23 protein-coding genes and 1 tRNA gene are annotated in these 24004 nt (G+C 61.4%); 6 read left to right on the top strand and 18 right to left on the bottom strand.

Annotated elements, in window-relative coordinates; genetic code table 11:
• Positions 1 to 25: 25 nt before the first annotated feature.
• Both pgl and zwf read right to left on the bottom strand, forming a co-directional pair.
• On the bottom strand, positions 26 to 703 hold the full coding sequence (gene pgl, locus J4E08_RS11850; RefSeq protein ID WP_183967420.1) for a 6-phosphogluconolactonase: 678 nt from the start codon (positions 701 to 703) through the stop codon (positions 26 to 28).
• 9 nt (positions 704 to 712) lie between these two features.
• On the bottom strand, positions 713 to 2167 hold the full coding sequence (zwf, locus tag J4E08_RS11845; protein ID WP_349538674.1) for a glucose-6-phosphate dehydrogenase: 1455 nt from the start codon (positions 2165 to 2167) through the stop codon (positions 713 to 715).
• 210 nt (positions 2168 to 2377) lie between these two features.
• Between zwf and J4E08_RS11840 the strand changes: the two genes are divergently transcribed.
• The 4 genes from J4E08_RS11840 (at position 2378) to J4E08_RS11825 (ending at position 6418) form a co-directional block, all read left to right on the top strand.
• A complete protein-coding gene (locus J4E08_RS11840; protein ID WP_349538673.1) occupies positions 2378 to 3319 on the top strand; it encodes a radical SAM protein in 942 nt (313 codons plus the stop codon).
• A 137-nt stretch (positions 3320 to 3456) separates the two neighbouring features.
• The gene (locus J4E08_RS11835) at positions 3457 to 4401 is read left to right on the top strand and encodes a nucleoside hydrolase (protein WP_349538672.1); all 945 of its coding nucleotides are present in this window, start codon (positions 3457 to 3459) and stop codon (positions 4399 to 4401) included.
• Positions 4402 to 4414: 13 nt separating this feature from the next.
• Positions 4415 to 4861, top strand: a complete 447-nt coding sequence (locus tag J4E08_RS11830; RefSeq protein ID WP_349538670.1) for a GNAT family N-acetyltransferase — start codon at positions 4415 to 4417, stop codon at positions 4859 to 4861.
• A gap of 138 nt (positions 4862 to 4999) precedes the next feature.
• On the top strand, positions 5000 to 6418 hold the full coding sequence (locus tag J4E08_RS11825) for a protein adenylyltransferase SelO (RefSeq protein ID WP_349538669.1): 1419 nt from the start codon (positions 5000 to 5002) through the stop codon (positions 6416 to 6418).
• A 13-nt stretch (positions 6419 to 6431) separates the two neighbouring features.
• On the opposite strand, the gene J4E08_RS11820 is transcribed toward J4E08_RS11825, so the two are convergent.
• Positions 6432 to 7313, bottom strand: coding sequence for a DMT family transporter (locus J4E08_RS11820; protein WP_349538668.1), 882 nt, complete (start codon positions 7311 to 7313; stop codon positions 6432 to 6434).
• 122 nt (positions 7314 to 7435) lie between these two features.
• Between J4E08_RS11820 and J4E08_RS11815 the strand changes: the two genes are divergently transcribed.
• Complete coding sequence (locus J4E08_RS11815) at positions 7436 to 7849, top strand: Fur family transcriptional regulator (protein ID WP_349538667.1); 414 nt, start codon at positions 7436 to 7438, stop codon at positions 7847 to 7849.
• Between the two features lie 58 nt (positions 7850 to 7907).
• Here J4E08_RS11815 and J4E08_RS11810 read toward each other — a convergent pair whose 3' ends face one another.
• From J4E08_RS11810 to J4E08_RS11785, 6 genes are all read right to left on the bottom strand, one after another.
• The gene (locus J4E08_RS11810; RefSeq protein WP_349538666.1) at positions 7908 to 8633 is read right to left on the bottom strand and encodes an alanyl-tRNA editing protein; all 726 of its coding nucleotides are present in this window, start codon (positions 8631 to 8633) and stop codon (positions 7908 to 7910) included.
• Entirely contained in the window at positions 8630 to 11107 is a 2478-nt protein-coding gene (locus tag J4E08_RS11805) for a DUF3772 domain-containing protein (RefSeq protein WP_349538665.1), read from the bottom strand. The genes J4E08_RS11810 and J4E08_RS11805 overlap by 4 nt, the downstream gene beginning before the upstream one ends.
• On the bottom strand, positions 11104 to 12132 hold the full coding sequence (locus J4E08_RS11800) for a cysteine synthase A (protein ID WP_349538664.1): 1029 nt from the start codon (positions 12130 to 12132) through the stop codon (positions 11104 to 11106). Before J4E08_RS11800 ends, J4E08_RS11805 begins: the two co-directional genes overlap by 4 nt.
• A 195-nt stretch (positions 12133 to 12327) precedes the next feature.
• Positions 12328 to 13443 (bottom strand): NUDIX domain-containing protein, encoded by a 1116-nt coding sequence (locus J4E08_RS11795; RefSeq protein ID WP_349538663.1) that lies wholly within the window; start codon positions 13441 to 13443, stop codon positions 12328 to 12330.
• A 2-nt stretch (positions 13444 to 13445) separates the two neighbouring features.
• Positions 13446 to 13886: a TrgA family protein gene (locus J4E08_RS11790; protein WP_349538662.1), complete on the bottom strand. Its 441-nt coding sequence runs from the start codon at positions 13884 to 13886 to the stop codon at positions 13446 to 13448.
• Positions 13887 to 13889: 3 nt separating this feature from the next.
• Positions 13890 to 15098 carry an SAM-dependent methyltransferase gene (locus tag J4E08_RS11785; protein WP_183967399.1) on the bottom strand — a complete coding sequence of 403 codons (1209 nt, stop codon included), beginning with the start codon at positions 15096 to 15098 and terminating at the stop codon, positions 13890 to 13892.
• A gap of 179 nt (positions 15099 to 15277) precedes the next feature.
• Between J4E08_RS11785 and J4E08_RS11780 the strand changes: the two genes are divergently transcribed.
• On the top strand, positions 15278 to 15697 hold the full coding sequence (locus tag J4E08_RS11780) for a hypothetical protein (protein ID WP_183967398.1): 420 nt from the start codon (positions 15278 to 15280) through the stop codon (positions 15695 to 15697).
• A gap of 88 nt (positions 15698 to 15785) precedes the next feature.
• On the opposite strand, the gene J4E08_RS11775 is transcribed toward J4E08_RS11780, so the two are convergent.
• From J4E08_RS11775 to sufC, 9 genes are all read right to left on the bottom strand, one after another.
• Positions 15786 to 17204, bottom strand: a complete 1419-nt coding sequence (locus J4E08_RS11775; protein ID WP_349538661.1) for a cryptochrome/photolyase family protein — start codon at positions 17202 to 17204, stop codon at positions 15786 to 15788.
• 55 nt (positions 17205 to 17259) lie between these two features.
• Entirely contained in the window at positions 17260 to 17655 is a 396-nt protein-coding gene (locus tag J4E08_RS11770; RefSeq protein WP_349538660.1) for a hypothetical protein, read from the bottom strand.
• 696 nt (positions 17656 to 18351) lie between these two features.
• A tRNA-Arg gene (locus J4E08_RS11765) sits at positions 18352 to 18428 on the bottom strand.
• A 64-nt stretch (positions 18429 to 18492) separates the two neighbouring features.
• A complete protein-coding gene (locus tag J4E08_RS11760) occupies positions 18493 to 19506 on the bottom strand; it encodes a methyltransferase (protein ID WP_349538659.1) in 1014 nt (337 codons plus the stop codon).
• Between the two features lie 107 nt (positions 19507 to 19613).
• The gene (locus J4E08_RS11755; protein WP_349538658.1) at positions 19614 to 20834 is read right to left on the bottom strand and encodes a cysteine desulfurase; all 1221 of its coding nucleotides are present in this window, start codon (positions 20832 to 20834) and stop codon (positions 19614 to 19616) included.
• Positions 20827 to 21417 carry a YIP1 family protein gene (locus J4E08_RS11750; RefSeq protein WP_349538657.1) on the bottom strand — a complete coding sequence of 197 codons (591 nt, stop codon included), beginning with the start codon at positions 21415 to 21417 and terminating at the stop codon, positions 20827 to 20829. The genes J4E08_RS11755 and J4E08_RS11750 overlap by 8 nt, the downstream gene beginning before the upstream one ends.
• A complete protein-coding gene (locus J4E08_RS11745; RefSeq protein WP_349538656.1) occupies positions 21414 to 21920 on the bottom strand; it encodes a YIP1 family protein in 507 nt (168 codons plus the stop codon). The genes J4E08_RS11750 and J4E08_RS11745 overlap by 4 nt, the downstream gene beginning before the upstream one ends.
• 30 nt (positions 21921 to 21950) lie before the next feature.
• Positions 21951 to 23228, bottom strand: coding sequence for a SufB/SufD family protein (locus J4E08_RS11740; RefSeq protein ID WP_349538655.1), 1278 nt, complete (start codon positions 23226 to 23228; stop codon positions 21951 to 21953).
• A complete protein-coding gene (gene sufC / locus J4E08_RS11735; RefSeq protein ID WP_183967384.1) occupies positions 23229 to 23984 on the bottom strand; it encodes a Fe-S cluster assembly ATPase SufC in 756 nt (251 codons plus the stop codon).
• Positions 23985 to 24004: the final 20 nt, after the last annotated feature.

Below are 24004 nucleotides of genomic sequence, written 5' to 3'. Positions count from 1 at the left end.
CCCGTCTGTGTATGAAAGTCATGGCTCACGCCGCCCAATGCACCTTGGAATCGGAGATTACCGCGTTGATCGGTGCCTCCATCGGCGGCTTGCCACGTGCATTTTCCAGCGCCGCGCGCTTCTCGTCGCCAAAAATCAGAACATGTTTCGCCATGGCACCGTCCAACACCGGCGCGCTCAGCGTGATGCGCGGTTCCGGCGCCCCCGGCGCGCGCATCGCCAGCAATGTCGGGGCGTCAGGGGCCAGCGCCTCTTGCAGCTTGTCCGCCCCCGGAAAGATCGATGCCGTGTGCATATCCGCGCCCATCCCCAGCAGCACTACCGCCAGCGGCAGCACGTCTTCGATCGGGCGGCCCAGTTCGGCCAAACCTTCTTCGGGCGTGTCGTAGGGGGCGTAAAGCGGCAGGAAACGCGCCTTTGCTGCGCGCTCAACCAACAACCGGGTCTTTACCAGCGTGGTGTTCGACCGTGGACTGTCTTCCGGCACCCAACGTTCGTCTCCCAACAGAACATCCACTCGCGACCAATCCAGGTCGGCCGCACAAAGGTCATCAAAAATCGGGCCGGGAGAGGTCCCACCGGGCACCACCAGCGCAGCACGATCTTCGTGTTGAAGCGCGGAGCGCAAATCGCCCGCCAAACGCTGTGCCAGTTCGATGGACAGCATTTCTCGATCAGCATATTCAATGAATTCGTAGGTCATACGTTGTCCTTACGCCTTGATGTCGCGCCACTTGCGACCGTCACGATGCATCAACATCAACGCATCATCCGGGCCGCTGGATCCGGCATCATATTCCTTCGGCACTTCTCCGCGACGTTGCCAGCCTTCGATGATTGGATCGGTCCAGGTCCAGGCCGCCTCTACCTCGTCGCCGCGCATGAACAGCGTCTGGTTGCCTCGGATCACATCCATGATCAATCGCTCGTACGCATCGGGGATATCCTCTGCGTCCGGCCCCAGAGCATCCGCAAATGACATATCCAACGCAACGTCCTTCAGACGCATGCCGCCGGGCCCCGGCTCCTTGATCGTCACGCCAAGGGTCATGCCTTCATTCGGCTGCAACCGGATCACCAGCACATTGGCATGACGTCCCGCTTCGGGACCAAAGATCGAATGCGGGGCGTCCTTGAACACCACCGCAATTTCGGAGGCCTGCGACTTCAGCGCCTTGCCGGTGCGCAAATAGAACGGCGTGCCCGCCCATCGCCAGTTGGAAATGCTGATCTTCATCGCAACAAAGCTCTCGGTGGTCGACCGTGGGTCTTCCACATGCGACCTGTACCCCGGCTGCTTTTCATCCGCTATGTATTGGCCGCGCACGATATGGTGATAGTCGACCGGATCCAATGCCCTGATAACTTTCAGCTTTTCATCGCGCACAGAATCCGGCTCAAAGCGCGCGGGCGGCTCCATTGCGATCAGGCAAAGCAGCTGCATCAAGTGGTTCTGCACCATGTCCCGCATCGCACCGGATTTATCGTAATAGGCGCCGCGCCCGGACACATCGACCGTTTCTGCCACGGTGATCTGGATGTGATCGACGAATTGCGCGTTCCACAGCGGCTCGAACAGCATGTTGCCAAAGCGCACGGCCATCAGGTTCTGAACGGTTTCCTTACCTAGATAATGGTCGATGCGATAAATCTGGGTTTCATCGAAATGCTCCGCCAGCGTGCTGTTCAGCGCACGCGCCGAGGCGAGATCCTTGCCGAACGGTTTTTCCACCACAACCCGGCTGTCGTCATCCGCCAGACCGAAGCCGCGCAGCCGCTCCGCCAAGGCACCAAAGAGCGACGGCGCCACGGAAAAGTAGAACGCCCGCACCATGCCATCGCGCAGCCGCGCCTTCAGGGTTTCCCAGCCGCCCTCGCCCATGGCATCGACGTGCTCGTAGCCCACATGCGCCAGAAAGCCCTCCAGCGCTTCATCAGAGCAATCCCGACCGCCGCCGAATTTGCGAACCGCCTCGCGCACCAGATCGCGAAAGCCGTCGTCGTCCATTTCGGACCGGGCTGCGCCAATGATTCGCGCCTCCTCCGGCATCTGCCCGGCACAATAGCGCCGGAACAGGCCCGGCAGGATCTTGCGCCGCGCCAGATCGCCGGTGGCGCCGAAGATCACCAGATCAAAAGGGTCTACAGGAATGACGCGTGACACCATGACGGTTGGTCCTCTTTCTTGTCCGAGCCACGCGACCCACCCGCACGCAGATCATGTTAGCGGTAACGCAGCCTGTTGCGGCTCGTTTAATCTATGTTTGCGGGGAAGTCTAACAGCGATGTCACGCTTCACAATGGCGTGGGGAAATTTCTTGGGGCTGGCCCCCTGGTCCCGTGTGCCCTAGCTAGAAACGGCAGCAGGGAGACAGGCATGAAAGATACCGCCAACGCCGGAAAGTTTCAGGACCCGAAGGTCACCGCCGACGGTCAGGCTCGCGCTCATGTGGCGCTGAGCGACCCGCAGACCCTTTGGTTCAATACCGGAACGCTGTGTAATATCACCTGTGCCAACTGTTATATCGAAAGCTCCCCCGAAAACGACCGGTTGGTCTACATCACCAGGTCCGAGGTCGAAGACTACCTCGACCAACTGGAGGATCGAAAGTGGGGCGTGCGCGAAATCGCCTTCACCGGCGGCGAGCCTTTCATGAACCCGCAAATGATCGAGATCGCCCGCGCCAGCCTCTCGCGTGGGTACGAGGTGTTGATCCTCACCAATGCCATGCGCCCCATGATGCGGAAGCGCGTGCTGGACGGTCTGACCGCTCTGCAGGCGGACTTCGGCGACAAGCTGACATTGCGTATTTCGCTCGATCACCATGACCCGGCCTGCCACGATGCGGAGCGCGGGGCCGGTGCGTACGAAAAGACGCTTCATGGCATGCGCTGGCTGCGCGACGCGGGCGTCCGCATGGCCGTGGCGGGGCGCAGCCTTTGGCACGAAACCGACCTCGACGCCCGAGAAGGCTACGCCGCCTTGTTCAAGGCCGAAGGCTTCGACATCGACGCCCAGGATCCCGGCATCTGTGTGCTGTTTCCCGAAATGGACGAAACCGTCGAAGTCCCGGAAATCACCACCGCTTGTTGGGGCATTCTCGACAAACAGCCGACATCGGTCATGTGTTCCTCCTCCCGAATGGTGGTCAAGCGTCGTGGCGCAGAGAATCCCGCAGTGCTGGCCTGTACCCTCCTGCCCTACGATGCGCAGTTCGAGCTGGGCGAAACCCTGGCCGACGCCGAAGGTGCGGTCCCGCTCAACCATCCGCATTGCGCGAAATTCTGCGTTCTCGGCGGCGCCAGCTGCTCCGCGTGACATCGGGCACCGCTACACGTCCGTTTAACGCCTGAAAGCGCAGACGTTGGAGACCGGCGACGACCCGCCCGATCTCCAACACCGGCTTGCGCAGGCCCTCTCCCCGTGGCACCACCTCGCCAACAGGAGACACGACCATGACACAGCCCCGCAAGATCATCATCGACACCGACCCGGGGCAAGACGACGCCGTCGCCATATTGCTGGCCCTTGCCTCCCCCGAAGACCTCGACGTGATCGGCATCACCACCGTCGCCGGCAACGTGCCGCTCGATCTGACCACGCGCAACGCCCGCATCATTTGTGAGTTGGCAGGCAAGCCGCAGACCCGCATCTTTGCCGGCTGCGACCGTCCCCTCGCCCACGAGCTTGTGACGGCCGAACACGTGCACGGCAAAACCGGTCTGGATGGCCCCGTGCTGCCCGATCCCACCATGCCGGTCGAGGATCAGCACGCCGTCGATTTCCTGATCGAAACCCTGCGAAATGAGCCCGAAGGCAGCGTCAGGCTTTGCCCGCTTGGTCCGCTGACCAACATCGCCACAGCCCTTCAAAAGGCACCCGATATCGCGCCCCGGATCGCGGAAATCGTTCTGATGGGCGGGGCCTACTTCGAGGTTGGCAACATCACCCCGACCGCCGAATTCAATATCTTCGTTGACCCCCATGCCGCCGAGATCGTCTTCAAATGTGGTGCGCCGATCACAGTCTTGCCGCTGGACGTCACGCATAAAGCGCTGGTGACAAAGCAGCGAAACGACGCTTTTCGTGCGCTGAATTCCCCCGTCGGCACCGCTGTGGCGCTGATGACCGATTTCTTTGAACGGTTCGACATTGCGAAATACGGCTCCGAAGGGGCGCCGCTGCACGACCCTTGCGTCATTGGCTATCTGCTTGCGCCGCATATGTTCTCTGGCCGTCATATCAATGTCGAGATCGAGACGCAGTCGCCGCTGACCATGGGCATGACCGTCGCTGACTGGTGGGGCGTCACGGATCGTCCGCCCAACGCCAATTTCATCGGTGATCTGGAAGCTGACCAATTCTTCGACCTGCTCACCGACCGTCTGAGACGTCTCTGAGAAAGCACATCGGATGAAATCGCTCCATCTCGCCACCCAGGACGACCTGTCCAAGCTGCTGCCGCTCATCGCCGGGTTTCACGCAGAAATGGGGTATGACACCACCGCCGAACATCAGGAGGGCGCCATCGCCCCTCTGCTGGACGGCTCTCCGCATGGGGCGATCTGGCTGATCGGACTGCGACGTGCGCCGGTGGGGTACATCGCGATCACATTCGGCTGGTCCGTTGAATATGGCGGGCTGGATGCCATCGTGGATGAGCTGTACATCCGTTCCGCCGTGCGCGGGCGGGGCATGGGCCATGATGCCATCGATGGCATTGCCAAAGCCCTCAAGGACGCGGGCGTGCGCGCGCTCCATCTCGAAGTGGACCGCGACGACGAGCGCGCCAAAGAGTTCTACGCCCGCGCCCGGTTCAAGCCGCGTGACCGCTACATCTTTATGTCTCGGGTGCTCTGAGCGGTTACAAAGCGCGCTTCGATCCACGACTCGTCGAGCAGTCCCTGCGAAATGCACCACGACCGGCACAGTGCGCCTTATGCGAAAACCGTAATTGCCCCTCTGTCACGCACACGCACCACGCCCTATATTCAGCCTATGACCTTGCACATTCCCTTCGACAACAGCTTCGCCCGCCTTGAGGGCCCGTTGTTCGCCCGCCTGAACCCCTCCCCCGCAGAGGCCCCGACACTGATCGCGTTCAATCACGCGCTGGCTAGTGACCTCGGCATCACAGGCTCGGAGGATGACGCCACGCTGGCGCGCCTCTTCTCCGGACATACGCTGCCCAAAGGGGCGGAGCCCATCGCGCAGGTCTACGCCGGCCACCAGTTCGGTGGTTTCTCGCCCCAACTCGGTGACGGGCGCGCCCACCTGCTGGGAGAGGTCGCAACTCCGCAAGGCCGCTTTGACATCCAGCTCAAAGGCTCCGGTCCGACCCCCTTCTCCCGGCGGGGCGATGGCCGCGCCTGGCTCGGTCCTGTCATCCGCGAATACCTCGTGTCCGAGGCGATGCACGCCCTCGGCATCCCCACCTCCCGCGCGTTGGCGGCCGTTCGCACCGGCGAAGAGATCATCCGCGACCGCCCGCTCCCGGGCGCCGTGCTGACCCGCGTGGCCTCCAGCCATATCCGCGTCGGCAGCTTTCAGTATTTCGCGGCACGTGACGACATAGACAGCCTGCGCACCTTGTTCGACCACACCCGTGCGCGCCATGCGCCTGACGCCGAAACCCCCGCTGACCTGCTGCGCGCGACCATTGCGAAGCAGGCCAAACTGGTGACACAATGGATGTCGGTGGGCTTTATCCACGGGGTGATGAACACCGACAACTGCACCCTGTCCGGGGAAACCATCGACTATGGGCCTTGCGCTTTCATGGATGCCTATGACCCGCGCCGGGTGTATTCCTCCATCGACCGTCAGGGGCGGTATGCCTATGCCGCGCAGGCCGACATCATTGTCTGGAACATGGCGCAGCTGGCCTCCGCCCTGATCCCGCTGATGCCCGATGAGGCCGCCGCCATCGAAACCTTTCAGGCCATGATCGAAGACATGCCAGAGCTGCTGCGCCGCGAATGGCTGACCCGCTTTTCGGCGAAGATCGGCATCGCGGCACCGCGTGAAACAGACGCGGCGCTGATTGGTCGTCTGCTGGAGATGATGCACAAAGGCGGTTCGGACTTCACCAATACCTTTGCCGCGCTCACCGACGGCACCGCCCTTGACCAGATCGCCGACCGCGATGCCTACGACCTTTGGCATGCCGACTGGCGGACCCGGCTGGCAGAAGAAGACGCCCCTGAGGCCACGATGGCCGCGGCCAACCCACGCGTCATTCCGCGCAACCACCAGATCGAGGCCGCGATTCAATCTGCAACCGGCGGTGACGACGCCCCATTCCATCGCTTGCACGCGGCATTGGCGCACCCTTACGAGACCAGCGCCGACAACGAATGGCTCAAACGCGCCCCTGCCCCCGACGAAGAAGTCGCCGCCACCTTTTGCGGCACCTGATCTCGACAGGCGGTCAGCGTCGGCGCTTGTTGATAAGCACGATGCCGACCGCCACCAAAAGCAGCGCCAGACCGAATTGCACTCCGACCGGCTCGCCGAAGACCAGCCAGCCAAACAGCACCGCCAGCACCGGCGTCAGAAAGCTGAAGGACGCGATGTCCGACGCCGGATAGATGGTCATCAGCCACAGCCAGAACGTGAAGCCAATGCTGGCCGTCAGAACGCCGTAGCCCATCGCCGACCATTCCAGCAGCCCCGGATCACGCCACAGCGGCCCCATCAAGGGCGCAAGCGCAAGGAGCAACACCGCCGACACCCCAAGCTGCCAGATCAATTGACCGGAAGCAGGCAATTCCGACACGCGCGTCAGCCGCACCGTCAAAGCGATGCCCGCCCAGCACCAACTGCCGAACAGCGCCAGAAGATCCCCGCGCAGGTCCCCCTCTGCGCGGCTGTGCGGATCCGCCAAGGCCCAGCCCACGCCCAGCATAGCCAACCCAAGACCGGCGGCACGCCGGCGTGACAACTGCTCTCCCGGCAAGGCAAAATGCGCCACAAGCGCCAGCCAGATCGGCATGGAATAAAACGTGATGGACGCACGCGACACAGACGTCATATCCATCGCGGTGAACACAAAGATAAACTCGAACGTAAACAACAGGCCCAGCAGCAACCCCGGCCAAAGCGTCGCCCGAAGCGCCCCCATCCGCCCACGGCCAAAGGCGATCCACAGCCCCAGAACGACAAGCGCCAACAGCGACCGTACCCCCGCGCCGAACACCGGGCCAAAGCCGCCGTTCATCAATTTGATAACCACTTGGTTGAAGGCCAGCACAACGGCAAAGCCAACCAAACCGACGACCCCATTGAGGTCCAGAGAATCCTTGCGTTTCATAAGCCCAAGGACACGCTGGAGAGTGCCGCGTCAATCACTTCACCCGCGCACCGCTGCCCCTTGGCCTCAGCGGCCTCATTGCCTACAAGTGAGGCCACGACGACACGATGCGGCCCCAGATCATGACCGATACAATCACTGAACGCTGCGCTGCCAAGGGCCTGCGCATGACGGAGCAGCGGCGCATCATCGCCGAGGTGCTCGAAAGCGCGTCCGATCATCCCGATGTGGAGGAGCTTCACGCCCGTGCCGCCGCCCGTGATTCCCGGATCTCCATCGCCACGGTTTACCGGACGGTAAAACTGCTCGAAGAAAGCGGAATTCTCGAAAAGGTGGACTTTGGGGACGGTCGCGCCCGCTACGAAGATGCAGAACGTGAACATCACGATCATCTCATCGACTTGGCAACCGGCGAAGTCATTGAATTCGTCGACCCCGACATCGAGGCCTTGCAGGAGCGCATCGCCCAGAAGCTCGGCTATCGCCTGACCGGGCACCGCATGGAATTATACGGCGTCCCGCTGAAAAAGCGCTGAACTGCGACGCCCCCGCCGGGCCGAAGGCGTGAGCAATCACCCCGCGCCCTGACAGCGTTTAGCTCAACGAGATATTCACGCGCCGGTTCTGCTTGCCCTTGTTCTCGATCTTGCCAAGGGTCAGTGTCCCGATCTCGCCGGTGCGCGCCACATGCGTCCCGCCACAGGGCTGAAGATCAATCTGCTCTGTTCCGTTGCCAATCCGTACCAGGCGCACCTTGCCCATACCGCGCGGCGGCTTGACGGACATGGTTTTAACCAGCTCCGGACGCGCATCCAGTTCTTCTTCGGCGATCCAGCCTTCGCTGACCTCCAGATCACGATCGACCAGCGCGTTCAGCGCATCTTCGATACCCTCCCGGTCCGTGGGCGGCTCCGGCATGAGGAAATCCAACCGACCGCCCTGCGCCGCGATCTGCCCCCCAGTCACCGGCAATGCAATGATCACGCTCAGCAAATGCAGCGCGGTGTGAACCCGCATGTGTCGATGCCGACGATCCCAGTCGAGCACCTGCAACACATGCGCCCCGACAGGGGGCAAGCCCATGGGCTCAGACGGCACAAGAACCGACGCCAGCCGATCCTCTGCCTTGACGGCAGTGGCGACGGGCATGCTCTTGCCGTCCCACTCGATCCAGCCGCTGTCACCGGGCTGGCCGCCCCCCTTTGGGTAAAACAGCGGCGGGTCAACGATCACACCGCCCTCAGGCGTATGGGCGGTGACACGTCCCGGTGCTTCCCGCAGGTAAGCATCCTCATGGTAAAGAAAACGCCCATTTGTCATTTGTCTATTCCTCCATCGCCGCTCGCCTCGCCATCACCGCGCCCCTCAGGCAGATCGAGCCCGCCACCGGGAACGCGCTTGGGCTTGTCCTCGGCGTCTGGCAATGGCGTGTCCTTGGTCGGCTTATCCGCCTTCGCCTCGGGCAAAGGTTTTGCGGGCTTCGGCGACAGCGCATCCGGATTGCGCAGCCAGACATCGCGTTGCGAGAAGGGAATCTCGATGCCTTCCTTCTTGAAGGTCTCGGTGATCTGGTGGCGGATCTCTGTCCTGACGTCCAGACCCATGGTGACATCGTACAGCACCGCCCGGATCTGGAAATCGAGCGAATCCGCCCCAAATCCGATGAAATCGACACCCGGTTCCGGGTTCATCAACACGTCCTCGTGGCGCCGGACAATGGTCAACAGCAGATGCTGCACCTTCCGCGTGTCGCAGCCATAGGCGACACCAACCGGGATCACGATCCGCCCCAACATATTGCCGCGAGTGTAGTTCGAGACAGTGCCGGAAATCAGGTCGGCGTTTGGCACGATCATGTCGAACATATCAAAGGTCTCGATCCGCGTGGACCGCACCGAGATATCCTTGACGATGCCATGGGTGCCGTTGACTTCGATCCAGTCCCCTTCGGAAATCGGGCGCTCCACCAACAAGATGATGCCGGAGACAAAGTTCGACACGATGGTTTGCAGGCCGAAACCAATACCAACGGACAGCGCACCAGCGACAATGGCCAGCGACGACAGGTCGAGCCCGCCAGAGGTGATGGCGATGATCGCTGCAAGGAAGATCCCCACATAGCCAATGCCGGATGTGATTGCCGTCTGGCCGCCCTTGTCGATCTTCGTCTTGGGCAGAACCGAGGATTTCAGCGCCCCCTGCAACAGTCGCGTCAGCATGTAGCCTATGACGAAAACAATGATGACGACCAGAAAGTCGGTGGGGGAAACCCGCGTGTCACCAAAGACGAACCCCTCGCGGAACCGCGTCCAGACCTCGGACAGATCTGCCGTGCGGGCGCCCCAGATCAGCGCCAGGAACGGCAGCGCCGCCGCGCTGAGGATGAAGGCCGCAAGAACCGGGATCAATCCGTCGCCTTCTGTGCCAAAACGGTCTGAAATCAGGTCGTTCAAATCAAAGATGAAACGCTGCAACACCATGACAAAGGCCGCAAGGCCCAAGGTCGCGACAAACGGATAGATCGATGTCTCGCCGAACCGCTGATACCCCACCGATGCCATCAACACGCCGACAACCGCGACGACCATGCCCGCGCGGCCCAGCAAACGCATAAGACGGGCGCGAAAGACACTGCGGTCCTCGCCTTCCGGAACCTCGCCGTTGCTTTCCTTGCTGATGACACGACACAGCCGGAACAGCGCCAAGGCGGACAAGACCAGCAACGGGAACTCAACCACAGCGGTTGTTGCAGAGCTATAATCGTCGAGGTTTCCCTGCGCTTCCACGACCGCGCGCACGACGTACAGCCACGCAAGCGCATTCGCCAGCCGCCGCCCTTCCCACCGGGCGCGATCATTCAGCTGAACCGTGCTGCGGTCACCGATTTCATGGAAGGTCTGATTTGCCAGCCATCGCGTGCCAAGCAGCAATGCCGCCCAGATCGGAAGCTGGTTGAGCAAAAACTCCCAGCGTGTGCCGCTGAAACCGGTGGCCGAAATGGCTTCGATCAGCGCGTAAATGCCCGCGTAGGGGAGAAGGATTTCACCCAGAGAAACGAGAAAACGGAACACCCCTGTGCCGCGACGTGTGTTGCCACGCAGACGATCGACCCCCATGGTCGCCCATGTCTTGCCGCGCACGATCAACATGCCGCCAATCGCCAGAAGCAGCAGGATCAATGGCAGATTGCGCCGTGCCTCCATCTGGTAGGAGGGCGAGGTGACATTCGCCTTGACCTCCCCCCATGTCGCAATGGCAGAGCCCACCAAACCCGTGACGGCAGCGGGCCAATTGACCGGGTTCAGCGGACTTGGGCCCAGCTCCAGCAGTTCGCTTGCCTGACGATCCCGGATGATCGTGTCGATCTCGCGGATGATGCCGTCGGCACGTGTGTACGCCTCTTCGGCTCGTAGACCGGGGGCACGCAAATCCGCCAGCTGCGCATTCAATGTGCTGCGCCGCGAAGCAATATCCTCCGGCTCCTCTTCGCCCTCGGCCGGGGCCGCGCCCAAGGCATCGATCTGCGCCCGCACGGTCGAAATACGTGCCTCGTTGGTGGCTTGAGCATCGAGGAATTGCGACCGCCAGTTCACCATGCGCTCGCGAATGCGCTCCAGCTCGGTGACCGATGCGGTCCCCAGATCCAGCTTCACCTCATCGGCGCGCGCCCTCAGTTCCCATTCGCTGTAGCTGGGTTGCGTGACATCCTGCGCCAACGCGGGGGCAACCCCCCCGCCCACGACAAACGACGCCGCAAGCAGCAGCGCGCTCAGCAGCCGAGCCAAACGTGTCATGCGTCCTCGAATACGCCAGGGATGGAGGCCGGTGCGCGCGTCAGCCAAGGCGGCGTTGGCAAGCCCTTTTCCCTCAGGAAATCAGGGTTGAACAGCTTGGACTGGTAGCGCGTGCCATAGTCACAAAGAATGGTGACGATGGTGTGCCCCGGTCCCATTTCCTTGGCCATCCGGATCGCACCGGCCACGTTCACGCCCGAAGATCCGCCAAGGCACAAGCCCTCATCCTGCAACATGTCGTAGACCACCGGCAGTGCCTCCGCGTCGGACACACGCCAGCAATAATCCGGTGTGAACCCTTCGAGGTTGGCCGTGATGCGTCCCTGCCCGATGCCTTCGGTGATGGAGTTGCCGGGGTTTTCCTCGCCGGTGTAGATCTTGTACAGACCTGCGCCTTCCGGATCGGCCAGACCAATCTTCACGCCCTTGGGCTGCAACGCCATGCCAACACCCGCCAGCGTCCCGCCGGACCCGACCGCGCAGACAAAGCCGTTGACCTTGCCGCCGGTCTGCTCCCAGATTTCAGGGCCGGTGGTTTCGATATGCGCCAGACGGTTCGCCACATTGTCGAACTGGTTTGCCCAGATCACCCCCTCGGGTGTGGTTTGCGCCAGCTCCTCGGCCAGACGACCGGAATAGCGCACATAGTTATTGGGGTTGCTGTACGGCGCGGCCGGAACAAGCACCAACTCCGCCCCGGCAAGACGCAGCATGTCCTTCTTTTCCTGGCTCTGCGTCTCGGGCATGACAATCACCGTCTTGAAGCCCATGGACGCGCCAACCAGTGCCAGACCGATACCGGTGTTCCCGGCGGTTCCCTCAACAATGGTGCCGCCGGGCTTCAGCTGGCCCTTTTCGATGGCGTCCTTGATGATGTACAGCGCGGCCCGATCCTTGACCGACTGGCCCGGATTCATGAACTCTGCCTTGCCGACGATCTCGCAGCCTGTCTCTTCGGATGCGTTCTTCAGCTTGATCAGCGGGGTGTTCCCAACGGCCTGGGCGAGGTCGGCTGCAATGCGCATGTGCTGCGATCCTTTATCAACGTGTTGCTGACAGGTGTAGGGCTGCGCCCTTGGGAACTCAAGAGCCGCGCCATGCCCCAGACGCGGCTGGGCACGTTCTTGCGTTTTGGCTTTGGCCCGCCTCAGGGACGCCGGTTCTGCGTCAGTCAATGCCGCGCCAACAGGCGTCCCGCATCACATTCCCCAAAACCAATACTATTTCTTTCGCAGCTCTGCGCGCCGCGCCCCCAGCGCAAAGATCATCATCTGCAAGGGCAGAGCGTTGATCTCCCCGGTCTCGATCAGATGCAACGCCGCATCGAAGCTCAAGACATGGTTGCGGATGTCCTCATGCTCCGCGTCGAGGCCGGCCATGGACTGCGCCTCCCGCTCGGACAGGTCACACAAGCCGATGAACGTGTGGTAAAATTCGGTGCTGTATCCGGGCGAGGCATATCCGGCAGAGATCGGCAAAAGCGCCTCCAGGTCCAGCCCGGCCTCTTCCACCGTTTCGCGCCGGGCCGCCTCCTCCGGGCTTTCGCCCGCGTCGGTCATGCCCGCCACCGGCTCCAGTACCCAAGGCGCAGGATCGCCGCGATGGATTGGGCCAAAGCGCAACTGTTCCGTCAGCAGCAGCTTGTCGGTCTGGGGATCATAGGGCAGCACCAGCGCCACGTCGTAGGCCACGAAACACTCACGCCGCAATTCGTCGCCCCAAGAGCCGTCAAACCGACGATATCGCAGACGGAACGGCTGCAGGCGAAAGAACCCGTCATAGCCGTCGAGCGTCTCCAGCACCTCCACATCGTCTTTCATCGACATTGTGGTGCGCAGCTCGCGCGGCGGTTCCTTGCGGGCGATCACCTGGGACCAGGCACGGTTGCGAAAGAACGGCAACAGGGTGGCCGCGCTCTCCCCACCGGGTTTGCCAAAGCGCGCCATGACCTCGCCTGCGGCGATCCGGCTGACCTCCCCCCAGGATACTTGCCATGCGTCCAGCGACCAGAGCGCCGCCTCCGTCGCCTGCCCCTCAGGAAAATAGGCATGGGTCTCAACCGGGCCTGTTTCAGTCTGAACCGTCACCGGACGGGCGTCAAAGTCAAACCCGGACGTGTAGAAATCCAGCCGCGCATGATCGTTCGCCGTCAGCCCTTGAAGTAAAACACCCCGGGCCGTCCCCGGACCGACGCGCATGGCCGGCCACGGCTGCCCGTTGACTTCAATCACCTCGTGACCGGCCAGAGATGCATGACTGACAGGCACGTCCCGGCCAAGAACAATGGCGCGCAGCGCCGCATCGCGCAAAGTGCCGAAACAAAACAGGCTTTTCAAAACTATCTCCAGCGCTTCGCCGCGATTTCCGTAAGAATACCGCTCAAGATGCCCCCCACCAGAAGCGTGACAACGACCTGCCCGTCAAAGATCTTGACCCCGAATTCCAACGCCAATTCAGCGATCGCCACCACCGCTTCGAACGGGTCATCGTAAAATCTGCGAAACGCACGGTTGATCATCTCGTCCGTGGCATAGACGAAAAGAGCAACCAAAGTCATCGACACAACGGCTGTGGCCCCATTGGAAATACCGGCGGAAAAGCCGCGCCCGGCCCGCGAACCCAGAATCACCCAGCCGCAAAGAAGCCCAATGGCCGTGTTCCAGTAATTGAAGTTCCCGAAGGCCTGCCCCTCGGGAAACAGGGGTTTCACCGCCTCAGACGCAAACCATGCCACCACAGCCAGACAAATCGCTGCGACAAGTTTTGCGGCTGTGGGCATGGATCAAACGGGCCTTTGCATCGTGATCTGGGTCACGTCACAATTACCGCTGTGAAATGTCGCCGCGCAAGAGGAGAGATAGAAATTCCACATCCTGCGAAAGCGATCATCGAATCCCATCTGCGCAATTTCGTCCCAGCGCTCGTTGAAACTTTCGTTCCAGCGGCGCAAAGTCTGACTGTAGCTTTCGCCGAATTCGAGTGACCGCACCACCTGCAACCCGGCCTTCTCAACTTCGAGGCGCAGCACCTCGGGGCTGGGCAACATGCCACCCGGAAAGATGTATTTCTGAATGAAATCAACGCCGCGCCGGTAGATTTCGTAGCGCTTGTGCTGCACCGTGATGATCTGCAAAGTCGCGTTGGCGCCGGGCTTCAGGCGGTCCCGCACCGTGTCAAAATAGACCGGCCAGTATTTCTCGCCCACCGCCTCGAACATCTCGATGCTTGCGATACCATCGTATTGACCGCGCTCGTCACGATAATCCTGCAACTTTAATTCAACCATATCGGACAGCCCGGCGCGCTGCATCCGCTGCTGCGCGTAGACCAGTTGTTCCTTGGAAATCGTCAGGCCGGTGACACGCAAACCGCGCTCTTTGGCGGCGTATTCCGCAAACCCGCCCCAGCCGCAGCCGATTTCCAAGACGTGGTCGCCGGGTTTCGCGCCCATTTGATCCACCATGGAGGCATATTTGGCGATTTGCGCCTTTTCGGTGCTTTCCTGCCCGGTCTCGAACAGGGCGGAACTGTAGGTCATGGTTTCATCCAGCCACAGGCTGTAGAAATCATTCCCAAGATCGTAGTGGTGCGAGATATTGCGCCGCGCCTGACGCTTGGAATTCCGCTGCATCCAGAAGCGGAACTTTTCCCACATCTGCAACAGCTTCTGCCCGGGAAAGCCATCGAACAGGCTATCCTCATTGGCATGCACCAAGTCCAGAAAGGCCATCAGATCCGGCGTCGTCCACCCCTGATCCATGTAGGCCTCGCAAAACCCAAGCTCCCCCTCGCGGATCAGCCGGGCAAAAATATCGTCGCTGTGCAGATGTACCTCTGCCACCGGACCCGGCGCGGCCCCGTCGGCACGAAACATGCGGCCATCCGGCAACACGATGTCAAGACGGCCGCGCTCCATGTTCTGGGCCATCTGAAAGACCTGCGCGAAATACCGCGGCAAGTTGGTCTGGTCTTGAAGTGAGGTCAGGTGCATGTGCAGCTTTCGATTTTCATTTATTTCAACGAAGTTTATGTTGGTCTGGAAAACCGGCAAGCCTTCGGGCTTGGGAATTCCGGCAAGTTTGTGTTTTATTAAGAATTATACGCCTGGCCCGCGCGAGCGGATCAATATCTTAACGAGGCTCGGGCGATGCCGTACAGGAGTAGACAGTCGTGAAACGACAGATTTTTAGCATATGCCTCGCGGCTGCGACCGTGGCGGGCTGCGGACAAGTTAATAAAGCGGTGGCACCTCTGACCCAGCCGCAGAATCGGACTGTTTCCAGCGGTGGCCCGATCACCCTGTCCGGCACGCCGACCCTCTCCGCGCCGGCCCCCATTGAGCAAGCCGCGCCGAAGACGCAGAACTGGCGCCGCGATCTGCCGCGCAATATCGCCTATTTCAATATGGGTGACGATGCGATCGCAATTTATGACGGGTCGGACCGTACGACGTCGACCGGGCAATTGCTTCCGGGCGAAGGGGGCTTCATCCAGACCTGCGACGACGACAAACCTGTGTGCATGATGAATTTCGGCAACGGACGCAGCGGTTGGGTGGCCATGAACGCAATGGCCGGCGTCTCCCGCTAAGGTGTTTCCCCCCGGCACTGCCGGGGCGACCCGCGCGGCCTGCGGCCGCGATTTTGAGCGTATGAAAAGCAAAGGCGCCGCCAGCGCGTCAGAAGTCGCGGTTCTGGTAGGCGTCGAGCGCTTTTTGGCGGCCATCTTTCACATCGACAATCGGCTCCGGATAGCTGTCCTCCGGCGAAAGAGGCCAGCTTTCGGGGATCGCGTCGAAATAGCTCAGCGCGGTGTCGGTCGGCGCCTCATGTTCTTCGGCGATCCACCGATCAATGTATGCGCGTTTCGGATCAAATTTCTGGGCTTGGGTGACGGGGTTGAAGACGCGGAAATAGGGCGTCGCATCCGGGCCTGATCCCGCAGACCATTGCCAGCCCAAGGCGTTGGAGGCCGGGTCCCAATCAATCAGGCAGTGCTCGAACCATTTTTGACCGATACTCCAGTGGCACATCAAATGCTTGGTGAGATAGCTGGCCACGATCATGCGCACGCGATTGTGCATCCGCCCGGTTACGTAGAGTTCCCGCATCCCGGCATCGACGAAAGGAATACCGGTGCGGCCTTGTTTCCAAGCCTTTACCTCCTTGAGGCGCTCGTCCTCGTTCCATGGGAAGGCATCCCATTCAGGCCGCCAGTTTTCCGTCAGCAGACGCGGCGTGTGCCACATCAGATGATAGGCAAACTCGCGCCACACCAGTTCCTTGAGAAAGGTCCCTGCTCCGTCCTTGCCCGCGTCGCGCGCCCGCAATCCCGCGTGCCAGCACTGTGCGGGGCTGATCTCGCCCAGTGACAAGTTTTCTGACATGGCCGAGGTGCCGTCAACGGCCACGCGATCCCGCGCCTCATTGTAGTCCGCCACCTTGTCGCGCATGAATTCCCCCAAACGGGTCTGCGCGGCCTGCTCACCCAATTGCACGTAAGGTCGGACAACCTCTGCCCCGCGCCGCATTGCGGCCCCCAGGTGCCAGTCGTCCAGATGATCGCTTTGCGGCCAATTGTCCGGCGCAGGGATCGAAGACGGGCGGCTGAGCGGTTCCGGCACCTCGCGGGTTTCGACCGATTTCCAAAACGGCGTGTAAACCTTGTAAAAGCCGCCTTGTTTCGTCTCGACCGTCCAGGGTTCAAACATCACATGGCCGGTGTGGCTTTCGGCCTCGACATGTTTCGCCTTCAGCGCCTCCTTGACGCGGGTATCGCGGTCCACGCTGTCGGGATCATAGGCACGCATCCAATACACCGCGCCCGCGCCCGTCTGCTCGACCAGTTCCTCGAGCACCTCCCTCGCCGGACCGGACCGCAGGATCAAGCGGCTCCCGGCCTCCTTCAAGGCCTCCCCGTAGCACTCCAGCCCCAGCCCCAGCCGCCATTTCGGCGCCGCTCCCAGATCGTCCACAAGACCGTCACGAATTAAGACGGGGATCACCGGCCCGCCACGCGACACCGCCGCCGTAAGCGCCGCATGATCGGACAGTCGCAAATCGCGGCGCACCCAAAGAATTGTGGGGGAAGTGGTCATGTGGCCTCCTGTCATGTCGCTGGGGAACCTAGCGCGCCCCTCCGCAAGACAAGGGTTAGAGTGCGCCGGCCAGCCACATTCCGAGCAAAACGAGCACCTGCAGCAGGATCACAACGGACAGGATCATTGCGCCCCAGCGCCAGCCGCCAGCCTGGTAGGATTTTGGGGCCACGCGCAAAACGGCTTGCGTGACAACAGCCGTCCAGACGGCCTGCAAGACGAAAAACGCCAGCCGTGTCGCCCAGCCAACAGAAGGAAAGAACGCGGGCAAGAAGGCAACAAGCACCAGCCACAGCGGCATGAGGATCAACTGCATCCCAAGGAAACCGCCCCAGAAGGTCTCTCCCAGCGACAGCTCGCCGCGCGCCAGCTTTGCAATCCAAGGCCCGCGGAACATGGCGGCGCGTTCACGTTCGATCTCTTGCAATCTGGGTTGAGTTGGATCGGCCATCTGCCTTGCCTCCTGTCATCGGGCTTTGCAGACTATGTGACACGGCACGACGTGACCCACAAGCGCGCCCCACAACCAGCCATAAAGATCCTGTTGTTCAATAATTTAGTCGCCACGTTCTCATGACGGTGACGTCGCCTTGCCGGTATAACAGTCGCTTCAGCCTGCGGATCGTCCAGCCGCCCTACACCCGATCAATGGCGACCGTCGCAAACTTGGAGAAAAGGTGGCGCATTTAATCGACTGGCAGCATCGGCCCTGCGCATGAAAGGTCAACCCCTCCCTATCGTGCTCGACAGCCGCGCTTCGCCCGCTTTCTGGGCGGCTCACTGGTCGGCCTTAAGCGCGTCACTTACTGGACAGCCGACCCGGTCACGCCTGTAAAAAGCTCTCGCAAACCCGCTCTCCGCTGTCGAACGCTCCATCCATACAAGCGTTTCCACCCGGACATTCACCTTTCACCGGCTAGGCCCATTTGTGAACAGGGCCACGAGAAAAGAAATCAATCTGGCTGTCAAATCACCGCAAAAGAAGTCGGCTCAGGCGAAACTCTTCGCCGGCTGAGGCAAACACCAAACCCTTGAATCAAATTCAAATGAACCGCTTCAGATGTAATCGTTGGCACCTTGTCGCGCACACTATCGCTTGCATTTGCGCAGACGTTAGCCGGTTTCTGGCACAAATTTAGTTTGCGAATGGTGCACCCGATAGGATTCGAACCTATGGCCTCTGCCTTCGGAGGGCAGCGCTCTATCCAGCTGAGCTACGGGTGCCTGTGGACGCATCTACCCCGCCCGAAGCGCGGCTGCAAGTGCGTTTCTTCTCCCACGACGCGCATCAAACAGGTTTGCAGCCCACTGCAAGCATCGTCATCTCCGGGATCATTTCTCCGATCTCGACGGCCTCGAACCCGGCTTTTGCCAAGGCCCCCGTCAGCCAGCCCGTATCCAGCGAACGCGCCTTTGGCGTGAAGGCCGTATGCTGCAATTGCCAAAGCGCCGCAAGTTTCGGCCCGCTGCGGTCGGCCTCCACCACGAAGTCATGAATCAGCAACCGCCCGCCGGGCGCGAGCGTGTCATAAGCTCGTCTCAACAGACCCGCGTGGACATCGCCCGGCACACCGGAAAACAGGTAGGACATAAGGATAACGTCCTGATTGCCGGGCCAGTCGGCCTCCAACGCATTGCCCTCGATATAGGCGATCCGGTCCGACAGGCCCGCATCTGCCACATGTTTCCGCCCCAGCACCGCCACATTGGGGAAATCCACGATGGTGGCGCTGAGGCTCGGGTTGGCGCCACAAAGCGTGATCGCAAAGGCCCCCGTGCCGCCGCCCACATCCAGCATCTTGCGCGCCCCGGACAGGTCGATCTTACGGATCAACTGCCGCGCCGGGCCGAGCGATCCGGCGTGCTGCGATTCCGAATAGAGCTTCGCCTGCTCCGGGTCGGAAAACCAGTCGGCGTAAGAGGCCGTCGCGCCTTCTGGCAGCGTGTCCATCAGGGCGCGGTCGATCTGATCCAGCAGCCCGTACATCTGCCGCCCCACCTGCAAACGCAGATAATCGCCGAAATCATACTTCGCGCCCTTGACCAGAAACGCCTCCGCTGCAGGGGCATTGGCGTAGGTCTCCCCCTCTCGCGTCACCAGGCCAAGACCCACCAAAGCGGTCAGCAACGTCTCTGCCCGGTCCGTATCGACGGGTGTGCGGCTGGCAAGTTCGGCCGCCGTGGCCGGACCTTCCGACAGTTCGGTGAAAACCCCAACTTCGAGCGCCGCGAAAAGCGCCTTCGACCCCATGAAGCCGAAAGCGATCTCCGAGACCTGATCGGCCGTTTCCAAAACTGTCATGTGATCCCCCAAGGTGTGTCTCGATGCCACTTGAGTAGCGCACTCACGCCCACATGGCTAGAAACGACACCTTGGGGTCGCAAAAAGAACAGGCAGATGCCTGCGGATTAACCGAAAAGATCGTGCGCCAGCTCCAGCGCGTCGACCAACGCGTCCACCTCCTCGGTCGTGTTGTAGAGGCCAAAGGACGCGCGGCAGGTGGCTGATACGCCCAGATGATCCATCAGCGGCCCGGCGCAGTGATGCCCCGCACGCACCGCCACGCCCTTTTTGTCAAGGATGGTCGAGATGTCATGCGCATGCGCCGCCCCTTCCATCGTGAACGAAAAGATCGCCGCCTTGTCTGCGGTTGTGCCTTGGGTCGTGATCCAGTTCAGCCCGCCCAGCTTGCTCACCGTGTAATCGCGCAGCATGGCCTCGTGGGCAGAGATGTTCTCCATCCCCAGATCCATCATGTACTCCAGCGCGACGCCAAGGCCGATCTGCTGCACGATACCGGGCGTGCCGGCCTCGAACTTCATCGGCGGATCGTTGTAGGTGATCTCGTCCTTGTGAACCTCGCGGATCATGTCGCCCCCACCAAGGAAAGGACGCATCTCCTTCATCCGGTCGGACTTGATCCAGATCGCGCCGGAGGCCGACGGACCATAAAGCTTGTGGCCCGTGATCGCATAGAAATCGCAGCCGATCTCCTCCACGTTCACCGGCATGTGCACGGAGGCCTGAGAGCCGTCCACCAGAACCGGCACGCCCTTGGCGCGCGCGCCCTCACAGATCGCTTTGACGTCGACGACGGTGCCCAGAACATTCGACACCTGGGTGACGGCCACGAGCTTTGTCTTGGGGCCAATGGCGTCAATCACCTTTTGCGGGTCAAGCGCGCCGGTGGAATCCACATCGACCCACTTGATCACAACGCCCTGACGTTCCCGCAGAAAGTGCCACGGCACGATGTTGGCATGGTGCTCCATGACGGACAGGACGATCTCGTCGCCCGCCTCCATCCGCGGCATCGCCCAGCCATAGGCCACGAGGTTGATCCCCATGGTCGTGCCGGTGGTGTACACGATCTCGTCTTCCGACGTCGCCCCAAGGAAGCGCGCGATGGTGCCGCGCACGCCTTCGTATTTGTCGGTCGCAAGGTTCGACAAATAGTGCAGGCCCCTGTGAACGTTAGCGTATTCCTCGGCATAGCCGCGGGTCACGGCGTCAATCACCACCTGCGGTTTCTGCGCCGACGCGCCATTGTCCAGGTAGACCAGCGGCTTGCCGTTCACCTCACGCGACAGGATCGGGAAGTCCTTCCGGACTTCGTTCACGTCATACATTGCCCATCATCCCTTCCGGTGTCATCCCGGCCATTGTCAGCGCCACGGACAACACGATGCCAAGCGCAAACAGCGCCAGCACGAAGACAAAGAATGACTTGAGCATGTTGCCCAGGCCATGTGCTTCGTCGATAAAATTCAACAAGATCCAAAAGCCGATCGCGATGGCAATGACCCCCACGATGCCGGCAAGCGGCGGGATCGCCAGCATGAGCACGGTGGACGCCAGCTGCACAAGAATGTTCAGCGCCTGCACCCAGACCAGCAACAGGCCCACGTCAGTCAAACGCCCTGCCCCGCCCATCATGCGCCCGACCAGCGTGATCGACACGATCATCCCGGCTAGTGACACACATTCGACCACCGCGTATCCGATGGGCTGCGCCAGAAAGACAGGAAGCGCGCCCACAGGTGGCGCCACCACCAACCCCAGCCCGTAGACAAAGGCATTCATCGCCACCACCAGCGCAAAGGCCGTCCAGACCGCCTCGCGGCTGATATTGGCGGACAGCAGCAGACGCGCCACATCACGCGGGCTACCGATGCTTTCAACCGCCAGTTTCAGAAAGCCCTGAGCCGTCATACCGTTTCCTCGATCCGTTGCCGCCGTGCGACGCGCACTCCGGTGGCCACGAACCACATAACAGCAAGCAACCACAAGACCCCAACCACCGTCAGTTCTATCCCCTGCCCGACGAAGCCCGCCGTCAGCCCCGCCAACAACGCAATGGGCGCAGCCGACAGAAGGCCCCAGAACAGCGCGATCCGCATCTCGTAGCCAGAGACGCGCTGCCTCAGCACGCGCAGGATCACCTGCCCCAGCGCCGCAAGGGCATACAGGATCAGCGGCCAAAAGATCATGGTCGCCAACAAGGCCCCACCCAGCGCCGGTTGCAGCGCCTGCTGGTAGGCGCCGGGGTCGCCGGCCCAGCGGTCAGGATCAGACAGCGATACGCGCCGCGACACCGACGGCAACTGCGCCACAAACATGAAGGCGCAGGCCGCCATCAGATAGGCCAGCGCGCGCGGTTCGCTTTCGTCAAGAGACAGCTTCCGGCGGACCACCTCCGCCGGACGCCGATACATGGCCGCGATGTCAGAAGAGACCGCCAAAGCTCAGGTGCGCCGCCGTGCCAACCAAGCGGTGACACGCTCGTTCAGCTCGTCTTGCAGGCTCTCGTCTTCGATTTCCTGCACTGCTTCGGCGATGAAGGCCACGGTCATCATGTCCTCTGCCAGACCGCGCGGCACGCCACGCGCCCGCAGATAGAACAGGCTGTCCTCGTCAATCGCACCGGATGTGGAGCCGTGCGAACATGCCACGTCATCGGCATAGATTTCCAGCTCAGGCTTGGCGAGGAACTGGCTGTCTTCGTCCAGCAGCAGGCTTTGCGAGATCTGGTAGCCGTCGGTCTTCTGCGCGTCCGGTTTCACAAGTATCTTACCTTGGAACACACCGACCGCACCGTTGCGCAAGACTTTCTTGAACACCTGACGGCTTTCGCAATTCACCGCGTCATGGGTGACGAACACGGTGTCATCGTGATGGAACGACCCATCCCCCAGACACGCGCCCGCGATGTGCGCCTTGGCATCGTCGCCCGTGAACTCGACAATGGCCTCGTTGCGCGTCAACACACCGTTAACCGTCAGGGTAAAGGTCTTGAACGTGCTTTCCGTGCCGAGCCGCGCAAAGATATGCGTCACGGCGCGACGGTCGTGGTCGCGACCCTGCGCGCGCACGTGATGCAGCGTGCCAGTGTCCGCGATGTCCGCCTCGATCACCTTGTTAAAGCGCGCCGCTGCCGGTCCGTTCTCCAGAATTGTCAGCTGACAATCGCTTTCGACCTTGACCACATGGTGCAGGATCGCATCGCTTTGCGCGCCCTTGTGCACGTAGTTGATGTGGATCGGCTTGGGCGCTTTGCCCGTGACGTGGATCAGCAGACCATCGGTGGCAAAGGCCGTGTTGAGCGCCGCGAGGGGGCGATTCACCGGCGTCTGACCACGGGTTTCCAACACGCCGTAGACGTCCTTGGCCCAGTGAATGTCCGGCGCGTCGGCGAGACGTTCGATGGTCACACCTTCCATCGCCAGATCGTCAGAGGCCTCTGCATCAAACACACCATCGACGAACACCACCTGAAGCCGGTCACGCTCGCCAAAGATCGGGGCCTCTTGGGCCTCGATCGCAGGCGCGTCCTGAACCTCGGCAGAGACCAGCGTATCGGGCCGCGTGTATTTCCAGTATTCGTCGCGCGCATTGGGCAGGCCCATGGCCTGAACGCGAGACAGCGCGTCCTTGCGCGCGGGGTCCGCCCAGCCGCCGGTCGGCAGCGTGAGCGCGCTCAACCGCGCGTCGGTTGCATCCTGTTTTACCTTGGGAAGGGACATTTACGCCTCCTCTGCCATCAGGTCGGCATACCCGTTGTGCTCAACTTCAAGCGCCAGCTCCGGCCCGCCCGTCTTGATGATACGGCCATTGGCCATGATGTGAACCACGTCCGGTTTGATGTGGTCCAGCAAGCGCTGGTAGTGTGTGATGACGAGGAAGGACCGGCCTTCGTTGCGCAGCGCATTCACGCCCTCGGACACCAGCTTCATCGCGTCCACATCCAGACCGGAGTCGGTCTCGTCGAGGATGCACATCTTCGGCTCAAGCATGGCCATCTGCAGGATTTCGTTGCGCTTTTTCTCACCACCGGAGAAGCCGACGTTCACGGGGCGCTTCAGCATCTCGGCATCGATCTGCAGGCTCTTGGCCTTCTCGCGGATCACTTTCAGGAACTCGGCTGCGGACATCTCGTCCTCACCGCGCGCCTTGCGCTGTGCGTTTACCGCGGTGCGCAGGAAGGTCATGTTGCCCACGCCGGGAATCTCGACCGGGTACTGGAACGCAAGGAACAGGCCGGCCGCGGCGCGATCTTCGACTTCCATGTCAAGGATGTCCTCGCCCATCAGCGTGGCGGAGCCATCCGTGACCTCGTAGCCATCACGGCCCGACAGAACGTAGGACAGGGTCGATTTGCCTGACCCGTTGGGCCCCATGATCGCATGAACCTTGCCCGCTTCGACGGTCAGATCCACACCTTTGAGGATCTGCTTGTCCTCTTCTTGCAGCTTCACGTGCAGGTTTTTAATTTCCAACATATCTTGTTCGTCCTCTTTTT

Origin of the sequence: Sagittula sp. NFXS13 (assembly GCF_040148795.1) — a bacterium.
Lineage (GTDB): Bacteria > Pseudomonadota > Alphaproteobacteria > Rhodobacterales > Rhodobacteraceae > Sagittula > Sagittula marina.
The sequence above is the reverse complement of the archived record's forward strand: the minus strand, read 5'-3'. Positions and strand labels throughout refer to the sequence as shown.